The following is a 14,058-nucleotide window of genomic DNA, read 5'->3' on the forward strand; positions in this document are numbered from 1 at the left end:
CGGCGATCTGCGCGATCTTCTTCTGGACCTCGTTGCCCTCGTCGTAGAGGATGCCGGCGAACGCCGGGCCGGAGGAGTACATCCACACGGCCGGGCCCGCCTCCCGCCCGTGGCCGGCTGCCGGAAGTGCCGCATCGACAGACCGACGACCAGGCCGACCAGCGCGACACCGGCGAAGACAAGGAACAACCGGGTGTAGGCGGTCTCCGTGGACAGCTGGGCCAGCGCGCCCGAGCGCAGTTCGGTGTCGGATTCATGGCCGGGCATGCTGACGTGCAGCACCAGCGGATGGGCGGCCATGACCGCGGCGGCGACGGCTGTCGCGGCGGCACTGCCGAAGCTGCCGAACACCCCGTACATCCCCGCGCTCGCCCCCTGCTGTTCCTGAGGCACCGCCTCTATCAGCATGTTCGGCACCGTGCCCAGGAAGATGCCCGCGCCCACGCCCAGCGGCAGTGCGCAGAGGGCGAGTTGAAGGACGCTGCCGTGGTAGTAGAACAGCAGCAGACTCCCGAGGCCGAAGAAGAAGGCGCATGCGGCGGCCGGCAGCCTCAGCCCGAACCGGGTGGCGGCCCATCCGGTGAGCGGAGCGACCACCACATAGAGCACGGACATGACAAGCAGAACCCGGACCGTGAACTGGAACAGCGTCAGGTTCATCCCCGGCAGTTCGCCCTGCACGGTGAAGAACTGCTGGAGACTGGCCACCGGTGCCCCCGACTGCTGGGCGGCCTGCTGGGCGGCGCCGGCCGCCACCTGCTGCTTCAGCGCGTCGCCCGTGGCGCCACCCGGCCCCTCGGCCAGATATCCCAGCAGGTAACTGAGGCCCTGCGTACAGACGTTGAGCAGGAACGCCCACACCAGCAGGGACATGAGCCGGGAGGAACGCAGCAGCGCCGGGTCCATGATCGGTTCGGCTGTCCGGGTCTCCCATCCGTAGAAGATCACGAGCAGCGCCAGGCCGCCGATCAGCCAGGCGAGCGTGGCGGGACGGCCCCACCCCCAGTCGCTGCCCCGGCTGAGATAGACCAGCACCAGGGCGACTCCGGCGCCGAGCAGTACCGTACCGACGTAGTCGAGCCGGGACCGCACGCGCAGCTTGCTCTCCGGGACCACGATCAGCATGAGCAGGCCCGTGACGGCCGTGTAGGCCGCGCAGAACCAGAACAGGGACCGCCAGCTGTAGTGGTCGGTCAGCGCGCCGCCCGCGATCGGGCCGAGCACGGCCCCCAACCCGGTGCCGCCACCCGCGACGGCGATGGCCACGGCGACCATGCGGCGCGGCACCAGGTCCCGGATCAGGCCGTACGAGATCGCGAGCACCGGGAATGCCAGCCCCTGGAGGGCACGGCCCACCAGCAGCACGGACCAGGAGTGGGTGAGAGCGTCCAGTGCGGAGCCGGCCATCGACAACAGCAGGCACACGAGGATGACGCTCTTCTTGCCGAACATGTCGGACAGCTTGCCCGCGATGGGCACGGTGACCCCGCCGACCAGGGCGTAGAGCGTGTTCAGCCAGGCCAGTTGGCTGCCGGCCGAGGGGAAGTCCGGTCCGATGAGGCGCACGGACATACTGATGAACGAGTAGTGGAACGGGACGATCTCCGTCGCGGCGACGATCGCCAGGACGATCAGCAGGACGCGGCGTGGTGACGCGTCCTCCAGACGCCCGGTGTCGACTTCGGTCGGCTCCGAGACGTCGGCGGGCCCGATTGCCATGTGTGTCTCCCTTCGCCCACCCCGCAGGGCCCGATGGAGCCCGGTGGGAAATGCCCACCATGGTCCTGAGGCCCGGCGCAGAGGGCTCGGGGCAGTCCCAGCCACCAGGACAGCCGCCCTGGGCAGTTCCGGCGGAGTGCCGGGCCGCCGGTCAGAGGGCCGGGGCCGCCGGAGGGCCGCCGTCCAGGACCAGGCACTGCCAGGTCGCGGGCCGCGGGCCTCTCCGGGCAGGGCGAAACACACCCGGCCCGGCTCGCTCAGCGCACGAGCGAAACTACCGTCACACCCCTCGCTCGGCCCCAACCCGACTTCGGCGAGAGTCAGGTGAACGCCTGGTCGCTGTCCCGGTGCGCGCCCCAGCCGTGCCGGCCCCGGGCGGCCCGCGCCTGGGCTGCCGCCGGGAGGCAGCCCAGGGGCCGGCGGCGGCCGCACGCCACCCGTGGCGCCCTGGCCCGACGCCCTGCTGTCGGAGGCGCGCCGGGCCCGCCGGTCAGGCGCTCACGCCTTCTCCTTGGTCACCACCCACTTGCCGTGGACCCAGTTTCCGACCGTCTCGTAACCGGAGCGGAAGGAGCCGAGCCAGTTCAGCGTCAGGCCCGCCTCGGCCGTGGACTGCACGGGGGGGTAGCTGGAGGGGTCGTCGGACGGTCCGCCCGTGGTGTTCGTGGCAACGTAGGGGAAGGGGTAGGCCGGGCGGGAGGACGTGACCGTTCCGCTGCTGTCGACCGACGTGGTCAGCAGGCTGTCGGGAGCCCTGCCCTTCGTGACCCAGTCGACGATCGCGGTGAGGGCGTCGAGGTTGCTCGGGCCCCGGCCGCCACCGCAGTGGGCGACGCCCGGGAGCAGGAACAGCCGGGCGAAGTCGCTGGTCGCCGCCGGACCGCCCATCGGTGCAGGCCGAGCCGACGAACACCAGGGCGACCAGCGCCACCGCCAGCGTCGAAGCCAGGGCCGCGGCGGAGATCAGCGCCCCTCAGATCGCCGTCGGCACCGGCAGGGAGCGCGTGCTGAGCCGACGCCGGCGTACCGCGCCTACGACACGCTGCTCCACCCCCTCGTCAGAGCAGGCCGTCCTCCTGGCCGTACTCCCCCGCGACCCCGACGCGGCCGTCGCCGCGATGCGCCGCCACGTCGGGGCCGCCCGCAGGGCTCTGCTGCTGCGATCGGCTCAGGACGGCTCCGACGGAGAGGAGCGCCCGGCGGTGCTGGGGCATGCCCCGTCCAGCCGCGCCTCCGGCCGACCGAGCACAACCGCGCAAGCCCTGCCTCGCGGTTGCGTCCACGAGGCAGGGCTTGCGCAGGAAGGGGGGCGGGGCCGACCCGCCCGCCGGTGGGCGTGGCTCCGGTGGGGAGGGTCGGGTGACGGGGCCGGTCCGCGGTGACGGCGTTCGCCGTGGCGGGCGGCGGCTGCCCGGACGTCTCGCCCGCAGACGCCCGGGTGCCTGGCGGTCAGGCCTGGGCGGCCGGTTCCAGGGCCTCCACCGCCGCGGCGGCCGCGGACGAGTCCTGGCCGTAGAAGATGTCGATGTCGACCTCCTCACCGCCCATCGTCAGCGTGTCCCAGGCGCCGCTGAGGACGAGCATGCGCAGGGTGGCGGGCTGCAGGGTGCGCAGGCGCTCCAGGATCGCCTCGTCGTCCGGCATGCCCGGCAGGCGGGGCTCCAGGCGGGCACGGATGGCCTGCATGCGCTCCAGCAGTGTCCTGGTGTCCGCCTCGCGGTCGGGCTCTTCGGGGATCCCGTCGATGCCGTGGCCGATGATGTCCTTGATCGCCCAGGTGGCACCCTGGTCGTCGGTGGTGACCATCGCCTTCCACGCCCGGCTCTTGTGCCGGTACTGAAGCATCGACATCGCCGCCTCGTGCCGGAGGAAGTCCGCGTCCCGGAACGACCGTCCGTTCCATGCCCCGTTGAGGGAACGGGCCAGCGAGATGGCGGAGGCGAGGCCGCTGTTGAGACCGCGGCCCGGCCAGAAGTGGATCGCGTTGGCGGCGTCGCCGAGCAGGAACCCGTACGTGCCCGGCGAGGTGGTGGTGGGAGGCAGCAACTCGGCGGAGAACCGCGGGCGTTGCACCATGTCCAGGCGGAAGCTCGTGACCGCCGTCAGGTCGTCCGACTCGACGCCGAACAGCAGCAGTCCCTCGCGCACCCGGCGCCACAGGGCCGACCCCTTGACCAGGGCGGGCAGGAAGAGCGTGCCGTGCGTCGAGCACTGGAAGTCTCCGTACTCGTCGCGGTCCATCAGGCACGGCCGGGAGGCGATGCACTCCTCGAAGACGCGGCGGACCGGGTCCAGGCCGATCACCTCGGCCGCCTCGGCGTCGGTCAGCCGCATGTTGAGGAAGCCCTCGCCGCGCAGCGAGTTGAGCAGGAAGCGGTTCTGGGCGACCGTCAGCAGGACCGCCATGGGGTCGGGCAGGCCGGACTTCACGCGCAGGCCGAGGACGACGTCCTGCAGGTGGCGGCCGTCGAGGGAGTAGATCGACTCGTCGGCCTTGCCGAACCGGGCGGCGAAGTGGTCCCGGGTCCGTGACCGGCCGCCGTCGCAGATGGCCAGGACGTGCTGGGTGGCGAGCTCGTCCTGCTGCTGAGCCGCGTCGAACCGGGCGGGTATCAGGCGTATCCGGTCCCGCTTCTCGTTCGCCAGCTCCAGCAGGCGGTCCTCGATGTAGGCGATGCGCATGTTGCGCGGGCTGTGGTCGCCGACCGAGTCCGGGCCGGAGGGCCACATCTCCGTGTAGTGCTCCGCATCGAAGAGGCGCGCCTGTACCTCCTCGGGCCACGCGAGGTACTGGCGGCTCTGCACGGTCACGACCTGCTGGCGCCGTACGTTGCCCTCGTCCTGGCCCTTCCAGACGACGGTGCGGCCCTGCTTGCGCCACCTGCCGTCGTAGACGGTGATCTGTACCTGGGGGCCGAGGAAGTGCTCGAGGAGCAGGGCGAGGGACAGCCCGACGGGCCCGCCGCCGGCGACGGTGACCCGCAGGACGGGCCCTTTGTCCCCTTCCTGCCCACCGTGTGTGACGGACCGGGGCAGGGAGAGCGCCATCAGCGTCTCCATGGCGTCGGCCACCTCGAAGCGGAACTCCTGGTCCCCCAGGGTGATCTCGTCGCCCGGCTGCAGCAGCCGGGACTCCACCTCTTCCCCGTTGACCAGAGTGCCGTTGCTGCTCTCCAGGTCGCGCAGTACGTAACCCTTGTCCTCGTCGAAGACGATCTCCGCATGGAAGCGGGAGACGCTCAGGCTCGAGATGACGACGGTGTTCTCCGAGTTGCGCCCAAAGGTGACGCGGGTGTCCAGGACCGGGATGCGCTCCCCCGCCAGCAGACCTTCGAGTCCGACCAGCACCGGTGCCACGGCACTTCCTTCCAGGAGTGGTTGACCCCAAAACGCCGCGGCACCGCCGGACACCGCCGCACACGTCACGCCGGGCGGCAGTCAACCGGCGGAACCGCGACACGCTTGACATGTTGCCGAACCGTGAGATCGATCGGGTGTGACGGCGCCACGGTTCTCCTGACGGCGTCCGGCTTTTCTCACCAATCGCCCCCATCCGGGAGCCTATACTTGCGAATCCAAGTATTTCCAGTGGGCGCCACGCCGCTCTCTCTCGTCGGCGCAAGGAGAGTTCGCCGGTCCCGGCCCCACCGGTGACCAAGGCCGCCGTCCCGCCCGAACCGGAACGCGGCGCGGGCCGGGCGGTCGCCGCCCGGCCCGCGTTTCCCGCTGGTCGCGGGATCAGCCGGCCTGGCCGTCCGAGCGCTTGCGGTGCAGGCTGAAGGTCTCGAAGACCGACAGCTCACCGTTCGGCTTGTTCACGTTGTAGTACGTCACGTGCATCCGGGTGGTGTCACCGGCGTGCCGGCCGGGGTCGACGGTGAAGGCGGCGAAGCCGTAGGGGTGTTCGACGTCCCGGACGCCCACCCACACCGCCTTCTCCGGTACGTAGGTGGAGGTGCGCTTGCCGTTCGACCCGGCGGTCGCGGACACGGCGGTGATCACCTTGCCGGTGCCGTCCTTGAAGAACTTCTGGTTCGTGGTGCCCGAGACACCGCCGCCGCCGAGGACCATGTGCACGGTGCCCAGGTCGGCGTCGATGTCGTCGGTGGCCGGGGAGACCGGGTTCGGTGTCAGCGTCTCGCTGCCGCCCACGACGCCGCGAACGGCCAGGGAACGCTCGTAGTTGTGCTCGTGACCGCACAGCACCAGGTCGACGCCGTACCGGTCGAACAGGGGGCCGTACTTCTCGCGCAGGCCCAGGTCCGCGCCGTTGGCGTCCGAGGAGCTGACCATGACCTGGTGCATGGCCACGACCACCCAGTCGATGTCCTGCGAGGAGCGCGCCGCCTTGAGTTCCTTCTCCAGGAAGGCGAGCTGACGGCCTCCCGAGTAGCCGCTGATGTAGATGTCGCCGCCGTCCTGCAGGCAGTTGTCGTCGTTCTGCAGCACGATGACCCGCACCGAACCGGCCGTGAACGCGTACCACAGGCCGGCGAGTTCGGCGTCGGTCTCGGTGGAGGGCAGGGAGAAGTAGGTCTGGTAGGCACCGAGACCGAGCGGGCCGTTGGCCTTCTCGATCTCGTGGTTGCCGGCCGCCGGCATCCAGGGACGGAAGCGCGCCGAACGGGCGTTGTTGGTGAAAAAGTTGTTCCAGGTGCGCACCCGGTCGACGTCCAGGTTGGCGTAGCAGAGGTCGCCGTTGAGGAGGTGGAACAGCGGGGCGACCTGTTCGATACCGGTGACGATGTCCTTCGTGGCGGGCGTGGAGTTGGCGTCCAGGCCGACGGTGCCGTCGGCCGCCCAGGTGACCTGCGGGGCGGACTGGTCGCCGAAGCTGGTGAAGGTGACCGGCCGGCGTCCCTGCGGAGCGGTGCGGAACGTACCGCTGTCGGGGGTCGCCCCCTCGTGCGTGGCGAGGTAGAGGTAGTCCGTGTCCGGGGTGAGCCCCTTGAGCGGGGCGTGGTGGACGTACACGGTGCGGTTCGAGGTGCCGTCGACGTAGGTGACGGTCTGTGCCTTCTTGCTGGAGCCGAAGCCGTGCTCCAGGGTGCCGTAGCGCACGACGGGCTTGGTCACCGGACGGTCGGTGATCCACGACACCGTCATCTGGGTGCGCGGGTCCGCTCCGAAGGTCAGGTGCAGGCCCTGGACGGGGGGCGCGCCGGAGGAGTCCGCGGTGAGGTGGAAGGCAGGCGCGGCGAGCGGTGCGGCCTGGGCCGCACCCGCTCCCAGCAGGCCGGTGGCGGCGGCGCCCGCTCCCGCGGTGCCCAGCAGACCCAGCGCGTGCCGGCGGCTGAGCCCTTCCGTGTCCCCCGCCGGTCTGTCCTCTGTCGACTCTGTGTGCGTGGTCATGGCGCCCTCCCGATGTGCGGCTGACAGACAACGACCGCACCCTTGCCCAGCCCAACTGCGGCCACATGAACACCACATGACCACCCGGCCATCTCATGTCAGGCATGAGGCCGACACGGCCGACACCAGCCCGTGCCTTTGCCGGCCGCCGCCCGGTCCTTGACCTGCCAGGGGGCTGCCGACACCCCGGCGGCCGGCTCCCGGCCGGGGCCCGGCCGCCTTGTAGCATGCTGGTCCGACCCTGGAGGACATGGATGCGCGCCGGTGACCACGCCGACTCCCTCGACCGGGCGACGAAGGAGTTCATCGCGGCGCGTCCGCAGCTCTTCGGCATCGCCTACCGCGTGATCGGCAGTGCCGTGGAGGCCGAGGACGTCGTCCAGGAGGCGTGGGTTCGGTGGCAGAACACCGACCGTGCCGGTGTCCAGGAGCCGGCCGCCTTCCTGGCCACGGTGACCGCCCGGCTGGCGATCAACTTCACCCGGTCGGCCCGGGTGCGCCGGGAGTCGTACGTGGGCCCCTGGCTGCCCGAGCCCGTGAACACGAGCACCGATCCGCAGCTGGGTGCCGAGCGCGCGGAGGCGCTCGACCTGGCGGTGCTCTTCCTGCTGGAGAAGCTGAACCCGGTGGAGCGGGCCGCGTACGTGCTGCGGGAGGCGTTCGACTACACGTACCGGCGGATCGCGGACATCGTGGAGACCAGCGAGGCCAATGCCCGCCAGCTGGTGAGCCGGGCCCGCAAGCGGCTGGCGGCGGAGCGCAGGGAGCCGGTCGGTTCCGCCGAGCACCGGCGCTTTCTCGAGGTGTTCCTCGCCGCGGCGCAGCAGGGCGATCTGTCGGTGCTGGAGGAGGTCCTGACCGAGGACGTGGTCAGCTACTCCGACGGTGGCGGGGTGCGCGGGGCGTCGAGGATCCCGGTGTCCGGGCTGCCGCACGTCTCCCGGTACCTCGTCGCCTTCGCCCCGCGCTTCTGGCCGCAGGCCCAGGTGCGCTGGGTCGAGGCCAACGGCAGGCCGGCCGTCCTGGTCTCGGCCGCGGGCTCGGGAAACCCGGTGGCCCTGCTGTCCGCCGATGTGTCGGCACGAGGCATCGAGCGCCTTCTGTGGGTGATGAACCCCGCCAAGCTGGCTCCCTACGTGGCGTCGCTGGAGGGGTGACGCGCCCGTTCTCCTGGTTTCCCGGACCGCGTGTCACACGCGAGGAGGCTGCGCGGTCTCTTCTGATGGAAGCACCAGAAGAGAACCAGAGAGGAATCCTCATGAAGGTCGTAGTGATCGGTGGCACCGGGCTCATCGGCTCGAAGGTGGTCCGCGGGCTCGGCGAGCACGGGCACGAGGCGGTCGCCGCCGCGCCGAGCACCGGCGTCGACACCCTCACCGGCGAGGGCCTGGCCGAGTCCCTGGCGGGCGCCTCGGTCGTGGTCGACGTGTCCAACTCCCCCTCGTTCGAGGACCAGGCGGTCATGGACTTCTTCCGCGCCTCCACGGCCAATCTCCTCAAGGCGGAGGCCGAGGCGGGTGTGGGACACCATGTGGCGCTGTCCGTGGTGGGCACCGACCGGCTCCAGGGAAGCGGGTACTTCCGGGCCAAGCAGGCCCAGGAGGACCTGATCAAGGAGTCGGGCGTTCCCTGCTCCATCGTCCACGCGACCCAGTTCTTCGAGTTCGCGAAGGGGCTCGCCGACGGGGTCACCGAGGGTGACACCGTGCGCCTGCCCGCCGGCCGGATCCAGCCCATGGTCTCCGACGACGTGGCCGCGGCCGTGGGCCGCACGGCGGTCGGCGCCCCGGTGCACGGGGTGGTGGAGGTCGGTGGTCCGGAGGTGTTCGAGCTGGAGGAGTTCATCCGCATGGGCCTGGCCGCCCAGAACGACCCCCGCCAGATCGTCACGGAGCCGCAGGCCACGTACTGGGGTGCCGAGCTCCAGCAGGACACCCTGCTGCCGGGCCCGGACGCGCACCTCGGCGAGGTCAGGTTCGCCGACTGGCTCGCCCGGCAGAAGTAGCGCATGAGGGGCCCGGTGGCAGGACCGAGAAGGGGCCCGACGCGGACGCCCAGCCCCTTCTCCGTGTTCCCTCGGCCTCCGGCCTGCCTCGGCCTGCCGCCGGCGTCGGCCTTCGGCTTACTGCGCGCTGACCAGCACCATGGTGACGCACACCGCCATCGCCGCGGTGATCAGGAGCATCGCGGTCAGCGTTCCGCGCAGCCAGTGCCGGAAGCGGGCGCGATGCCGCTGTTCCACCGCGCTGACGCTGGCGGCGATGTGCTCGGTCACCAGGTGGGCCACATACGTCTGTTCCTGGAGATACCAGCGCTCGATGTCCGACATCTGCTCCCGGGTCAGCCCCGGCTCCCGTGCGACGAAGTCCGAGACACGCCGGCGTGCCGCTCGTAGGTGGGCCTGCTGGTACAGGAAGTCCTGGATGTCGGTCAGGCCGCGGGCGGCCTCCTCGCTCGTGTCCATGGTGTGCTCCACAGGTGAGGCGGCGGCTGTCCGGCCAGTCGCTGTGGTGCCCGGGCGCGGTGTACGCGCCTCAGCGCCGGGAGGGAGAGCAGCGCGCACGAACGTATCGAGCCGGGACTGGTCGGGGCCGGCGGTCTCGCGAACGCCGTGGTGAGAGCTGGAGCAAGCGGTATGAACAACCAGCGTGGCAATTTCCGCACGCGGCCGCAAGGGGGGCGGCACCGCATCGGCGGCGAACCCCAGGGCGGAGGGGGGTTCTCCGCTCAGGGCGTCCGGGAACTTCCAGCGAAAGAACGACGCCAGGATGGTGATCCAGGCGTTGCCGGGCTGCCGCTCCCGACCCGCGGCGCTGCGGAGCATCTCGACGACGACCCCGAAAAAACGTGTGGGTCGACATGGTCGGACTTCTGCCCTCCCTGCGTCCTCACGCGATACGGCAACGGTTCCTGGCCGAGACGGCGTACTTGATCGCCGTTCCACAGGGTCGGACGCTGGGCCGGCACCACCTGACCCGGGGCGACACCGGCAGATGCGCGACGGTCTGCTGGTCCCGGTCAGGCTGCCGGGGCGGTCAGGACGGCCCTGGCCGCCCGTCGGAGATTCCTGATCATCGGATTCGGGTCGCCCTTGCGGCTGACCAGGACGACCGGGCTGGGGGGAGCGCCCTCGATCGGGACGGTCACGAGGTGGGGACGCAGAGAGCTACGCCGGTCGCCGACCGGTAGCACGGCGATCGCCCTGCCGCTCGCGACGAGTTCGAGCTTGTCCTCGTAGCTCTCGATCGGCGGCACGCCGGCCCCGAGGATCCGGTAGGAAGTCCAGTCCGCGGTCTCGAAGGCGCACGGCGCCGCCTCCTCGCCGGCCAGGTCCTCCACGGTCACCGAGGCGCGGTCGGCCAGGGGATGGCCCCGCGCGACCACGAGCATGCGGGGCTCCTCGTACAGCGGGGTGGTGAACACGTCGTCGGCGGCGAGCGGCAGCGGGGCCCGCGCGATCAGGGCGTCGACGCGCTTGTCGGACAGCGCCCCGACGTCGCGGCAGCTCAGGTACCGGGTGGCGATCTCGGCATCCGGGTGACGGTGGCGCAGTTCCCGTACGGCGGCAGTGATCACCAGGTCTTCGACGTAGCCGATGGTGATTCGTTCGGTCTCGGCTTGTGCGCGCACGGCCAGCTCGGCCTGGCGGGCGGCCCGCAGCAGGGCCTGGGCCCGGGGGAGGAACATCCGGCCGGCCGGAGTGAGCCGGGTGCCCCGGGGGGCGCGGTCCAGCAGTCGTACGCCGAGGTACTTCTCCAGCCGTTGGATCTGACGGCTCAGCGCCGGCTGGGCCACGTGCAGTTCGGCGGCGGCCCGGCCGAAGTGCTGGTGCGCCGCCACCACGGTGAAGTAGCGCACCAGCCGCAGGTCCAGATCCCGTCCGAGATCGTTCACCCTTCCAGCGTACGCGTCATGCCGTTTCGGAATGACGAGGTTGCCGAACCGGTCTTGGACCGCCATGGCGTCCTGGGCCTTGACTGAAGGAGCAACGTTTCCCGAGGAAGGCGACAGGCGCGATGAAGGCGATCCAGTTCCACGCAGCGGGCGGGCCGGAAGTTCTGCGGTACGAGGAGGTGCCGGTTCCCGAGATCGGCCCGGGCGAGGTGCTCGTCCGGGTGCACGCGGCCGGCATCAACCCGCCGGACTGGTACCTGCGTGAGGGGATGAAGGTCATGCCGGCCGGGATGAGGCCGACGCTGGAGTTCCCCTTGATCCCCGGAACGGACGTGTCGGGTGTGGTCCAGGCGGTCGCTCCGGACGTGCCGGGGTTCGCCGTCGGTGACGAGGTCTTCGGCATGCTGCGGTTCCCCGGATTCGACGGCCGGGCGTACGCCGAGTACGTGGCCGCGCCGGCTTCGGACCTGGCTCACAAGCCGACCGGTATCGACCACGTGCAGGCGGCCGGGGCGCCGATGGCCGTGCTCACGGCCTGGCAGTTCCTGGTTGATCTCGGCCACGACGTGCCGTCTCCTTTCACCGGCCAGGTGCACCAGCCGGTGCCGATCACGCCGGGGATGACCGTGCTGGTCAACGGGGCAGCCGGTGGAGTGGGCCACTTCGCGGTGCAGCTGGCGAAATGGAAGGGGGCACACGTGATCGCGGTGGCCTCGGGCCGGCACGAGCAGTTCCTGCGCAAGCTCGGCGCCGACGAGTTCATCGACTACACCAGGACGCGGGCCGCGGACATGGTCAGCGGCGTCGACCTGGTGATCGACACAGTCGGTGGCCCGGACAGCTCACGCTTCCTGACCGTGCTCAAGCGCGGGGGCACCATGCTTCCGGTGTTCTTCGCGCAGTACGACCCGGAAGAGACAGCGAGGCTGGGCATCACGGTCTCGAACATTCAGGTGCGTTCCAACGGCCCCCAGCTCGCCGAGATCGGGCGCCTGTTCGACGAGGGCAAGCTCCAGGTGGGGGTGGACAGCACCTACCCGCTGGCCGAGGCGGGCAGCGCGCACACGCGGGCCGCTCAGGGCCACATCCAGGGCAAGATCGTGCTGACGGCGGTCTCGTGATCGCCGAACTCCAGCAGGCGGTGGCGAAATACGCCGGGAAAAGCGGCGCCGGACACGCCCACCCTCAGCTCGGACGACGAGGTCAGGCCCGAGGCCAGGTCTCCGGAAGGTTGTGACCGCCGTCAGCCACGAGGACCGAACCGGTGACGAACGAAGCGGACTCGTGCGCCAGGAACGACACGCAAGCGGCGATCTCCTCCGGCGTCCCGCTGCGCCCGATGGGACCTGCTGCCGCGGCCTTCGCCTCGAAGGCCAGCTGTGAGCCGGTCGCCACGTAACCGGGTGCCACGAGGTTCACCGTGATGCCGCAGCCGGCCACCTCCAGGGCGAGCGCCTGGGACAGCCCGACCAGGCCCGCCTTCGCCGCAGTGTAAGCGGCCTGCCCAGGCATCGCGTTGACCGTCCCGGTGGTGGAGCCGACGGAGACGATCCGGCCATAACCGGCCGCCCGCATCGGCGGAACGACCGCTCGGGCCATCAGGAAGGCCGTCGTGAGATTACGGGCCAGCCCCGCGTTCCAGTCGGCCAGTGACAGAGCGGCCACGTCGTCCTCGGCGTCCCACCCCGAAGTCACCGACGTCATACCGGCGTTGTTCACCAGCACGTCCAGTCGGCCCCATCGTCGCAGCGCCGCCTGGACCAGGGTGTCCGCGCCTTCTTCAACAGTCAGGTCGGCCACCACACCGATGGCGGCCGCGCCGATCTCCGCCGCACGCCGGTGGATCCGCTCGGACGTCGCGCCCAGCACCACCCGGCAGCCCTCTGCCGCCAGTCCCCGGGCAACAGCCATGCCGATGCCGTCGGGGGCGCCGGCGCCGGTGACAATCGCCACCCGATCACGAAAGCGAGTCATTGCTGCAACCTCTGTGCGTGCTTGTCTGACGGCCGGTCTGCCCTTCGCGGCCGGATCGGATCTGGGCGCGCGATCAGAACCCCACTGTGCCCTGGACTCACTGTCCAGGCAAGGGCAGGACGATGAAATTCGTGCTATCGCAGACCACTGGCCACTGATTCCGTGCCATTCAAGGGCCCACTATGCCGATATCGGCACCTCAAGACATCCAGGCGCGGCCTGCCGTGCGGCGGTGCGGATCCGCAGGCCGTCTGCCGTGTCGAGCTGCTCCGTCGCGCATGTCCCGGCTCTCCTGCTGAAGCCTTTCGGACAGGCGCCCCCGAGCCCAGCTTCGGAAGCGCCTGATTCCCGGCAGACCCTTACCACCGGCCCGCGACACGGAGCCCCCTGATCCGGCGTCAGGTACCAGCGTTCGACGGATGCGCGGTGGCGGCGGGGCCGTCGTTCCTCGCTTGGAAAACCGCGTCGGCGAGCAGATCGATGACCTGTTCGGGCTGCGTGCCTTCGGGATCGGCGAGCCAGGCGAGCGCCAGGCCGTCGAACGTGACCGCCACGAACTGGGCGACCGCGGCGGCCCGTCGCGGTTCGACGTCCGCGAGCATCGGGGCGAGGGCGCGCGCCGCCAGTTCACGGTAGCTGCCGTACTGCTGCCGGGCCAGCTCGCGCATCGACGGATTGCGCAACGCGAGCGCGGTGAGCTCGTAGTAGCCGAGTTGGGTGCCCGGGTCGTCGCCGGACACCTCGGCCCACGCGGCCCGCAGACCCGCCCGCACGTCCTCGACCGTCACGCCGCCGCCCGGCCGGTCGCTCATGGCGACAGTCTTCTCGAGGCGCTCGACGATGGAACGGACCACGTCCTGGAGGAGTTCGTTCTTGTCGGCGAACCAATAGTGGACGGCACCCTGCGGGACGCCGGCCTCCTCGGCGATCTTGCGGGTCGTGGCGGCGGCGACACCCTCCCTGCCGATCACCCGTACGGCCGCCGCGACAAGCTCCTCGCTCGTGGCGCGTTGCGCGCGACGACGCCTGCTGGGCGACTCCGGGGACTCGACGGGTTCGTCACTCATGGGCCTCAGTTTCGCACAGCGTCTCACTTTGGTCACGTGACCAATATATCTG

Annotated in this window: 11 protein-coding genes and 1 pseudogene; 3 read left to right on the plus strand and 9 right to left on the minus strand. The window is 70.7% G+C overall.

The genetic code is table 11. From position 1 onward, the window contains the following. Window positions 1-120 precede the first annotated feature (120 nt). The 5 genes and pseudogenes from AB0P24_RS12860 to AB0P24_RS12880 all read right to left on the minus strand — a co-directional run. A pseudogene (locus AB0P24_RS12860) lies at window positions 121-1,719 on the minus strand (MFS transporter); the annotation flags it as partial. Window positions 1,720-2,217: 498 nt separating this feature from the next. Beyond that, on the minus strand, window positions 2,218-2,607 hold the full coding sequence (locus AB0P24_RS12865; RefSeq protein ID WP_365793133.1) for a tannase/feruloyl esterase family alpha/beta hydrolase: 390 nt from the start codon (window positions 2,605-2,607) through the stop codon (window positions 2,218-2,220). Between the two features lie 170 nt (window positions 2,608-2,777). Continuing rightward, window positions 2,778-2,933, minus strand: a complete 156-nt coding sequence (locus tag AB0P24_RS12870; protein WP_365793135.1) for a hypothetical protein — start codon at window positions 2,931-2,933, stop codon at window positions 2,778-2,780. A gap of 235 nt (window positions 2,934-3,168) precedes the next feature. After that, on the minus strand, window positions 3,169-5,076 hold the full coding sequence (locus AB0P24_RS12875) for an FHA domain-containing protein (protein WP_365793137.1): 1,908 nt from the start codon (window positions 5,074-5,076) through the stop codon (window positions 3,169-3,171). A 381-nt stretch (window positions 5,077-5,457) separates the two neighbouring features. Continuing rightward, the gene (locus AB0P24_RS12880) at window positions 5,458-7,071 is read right to left on the minus strand and encodes a metallophosphoesterase family protein (RefSeq protein WP_365793139.1); all 1,614 of its coding nucleotides are present in this window, start codon (window positions 7,069-7,071) and stop codon (window positions 5,458-5,460) included. Between the two features lie 254 nt (window positions 7,072-7,325). Between AB0P24_RS12880 and AB0P24_RS12885 the strand changes: the two genes are divergently transcribed. Together AB0P24_RS12885 and AB0P24_RS12890 are read left to right on the plus strand one after the other, a co-directional pair. Continuing rightward, window positions 7,326-8,228 (plus strand): RNA polymerase sigma-70 factor, encoded by a 903-nt coding sequence (locus AB0P24_RS12885; RefSeq protein WP_365793141.1) that lies wholly within the window; start codon window positions 7,326-7,328, stop codon window positions 8,226-8,228. Window positions 8,229-8,329: 101 nt separating this feature from the next. Further along, complete coding sequence (locus tag AB0P24_RS12890; RefSeq protein ID WP_365793143.1) at window positions 8,330-9,076, plus strand: SDR family oxidoreductase; 747 nt, start codon at window positions 8,330-8,332, stop codon at window positions 9,074-9,076. A gap of 117 nt (window positions 9,077-9,193) precedes the next feature. Here the strand turns inward: AB0P24_RS12890 and AB0P24_RS12895 are convergent, their stop codons facing one another. After that, a complete protein-coding gene (locus AB0P24_RS12895; protein WP_365793145.1) occupies window positions 9,194-9,535 on the minus strand; it encodes a hypothetical protein in 342 nt (113 codons plus the stop codon). 554 nt (window positions 9,536-10,089) lie between these two features. Then, window positions 10,090-10,965 carry a LysR family transcriptional regulator gene (locus tag AB0P24_RS12900; protein WP_365793147.1) on the minus strand — a complete coding sequence of 292 codons (876 nt, stop codon included), beginning with the start codon at window positions 10,963-10,965 and terminating at the stop codon, window positions 10,090-10,092. A 122-nt stretch (window positions 10,966-11,087) separates the two neighbouring features. Here AB0P24_RS12900 and AB0P24_RS12905 point away from each other — a divergent pair, with 122 nt between their 5' ends. Beyond that, a complete protein-coding gene (locus tag AB0P24_RS12905) occupies window positions 11,088-12,086 on the plus strand; it encodes an NADP-dependent oxidoreductase (protein WP_365793149.1) in 999 nt (332 codons plus the stop codon). A gap of 82 nt (window positions 12,087-12,168) precedes the next feature. Here the strand turns inward: AB0P24_RS12905 and AB0P24_RS12910 are convergent, their stop codons facing one another. Both AB0P24_RS12910 and AB0P24_RS12915 read right to left on the minus strand, forming a co-directional pair. Beyond that, window positions 12,169-12,918: an SDR family NAD(P)-dependent oxidoreductase gene (locus AB0P24_RS12910; protein WP_365793151.1), complete on the minus strand. Its 750-nt coding sequence runs from the start codon at window positions 12,916-12,918 to the stop codon at window positions 12,169-12,171. A gap of 419 nt (window positions 12,919-13,337) precedes the next feature. Beyond that, window positions 13,338-14,006 (minus strand): TetR/AcrR family transcriptional regulator, encoded by a 669-nt coding sequence (locus AB0P24_RS12915; RefSeq protein WP_365793153.1) that lies wholly within the window; start codon window positions 14,004-14,006, stop codon window positions 13,338-13,340. Between the last annotated feature and the right edge of the window lie 52 nt (window positions 14,007-14,058).

Origin of the sequence: Streptomyces sp. NPDC086519 (assembly GCF_040686075.1) — a bacterium.
GTDB classification, from domain to species: domain Bacteria; phylum Actinomycetota; class Actinomycetes; order Streptomycetales; family Streptomycetaceae; genus Streptomyces; species Streptomyces shenzhenensis.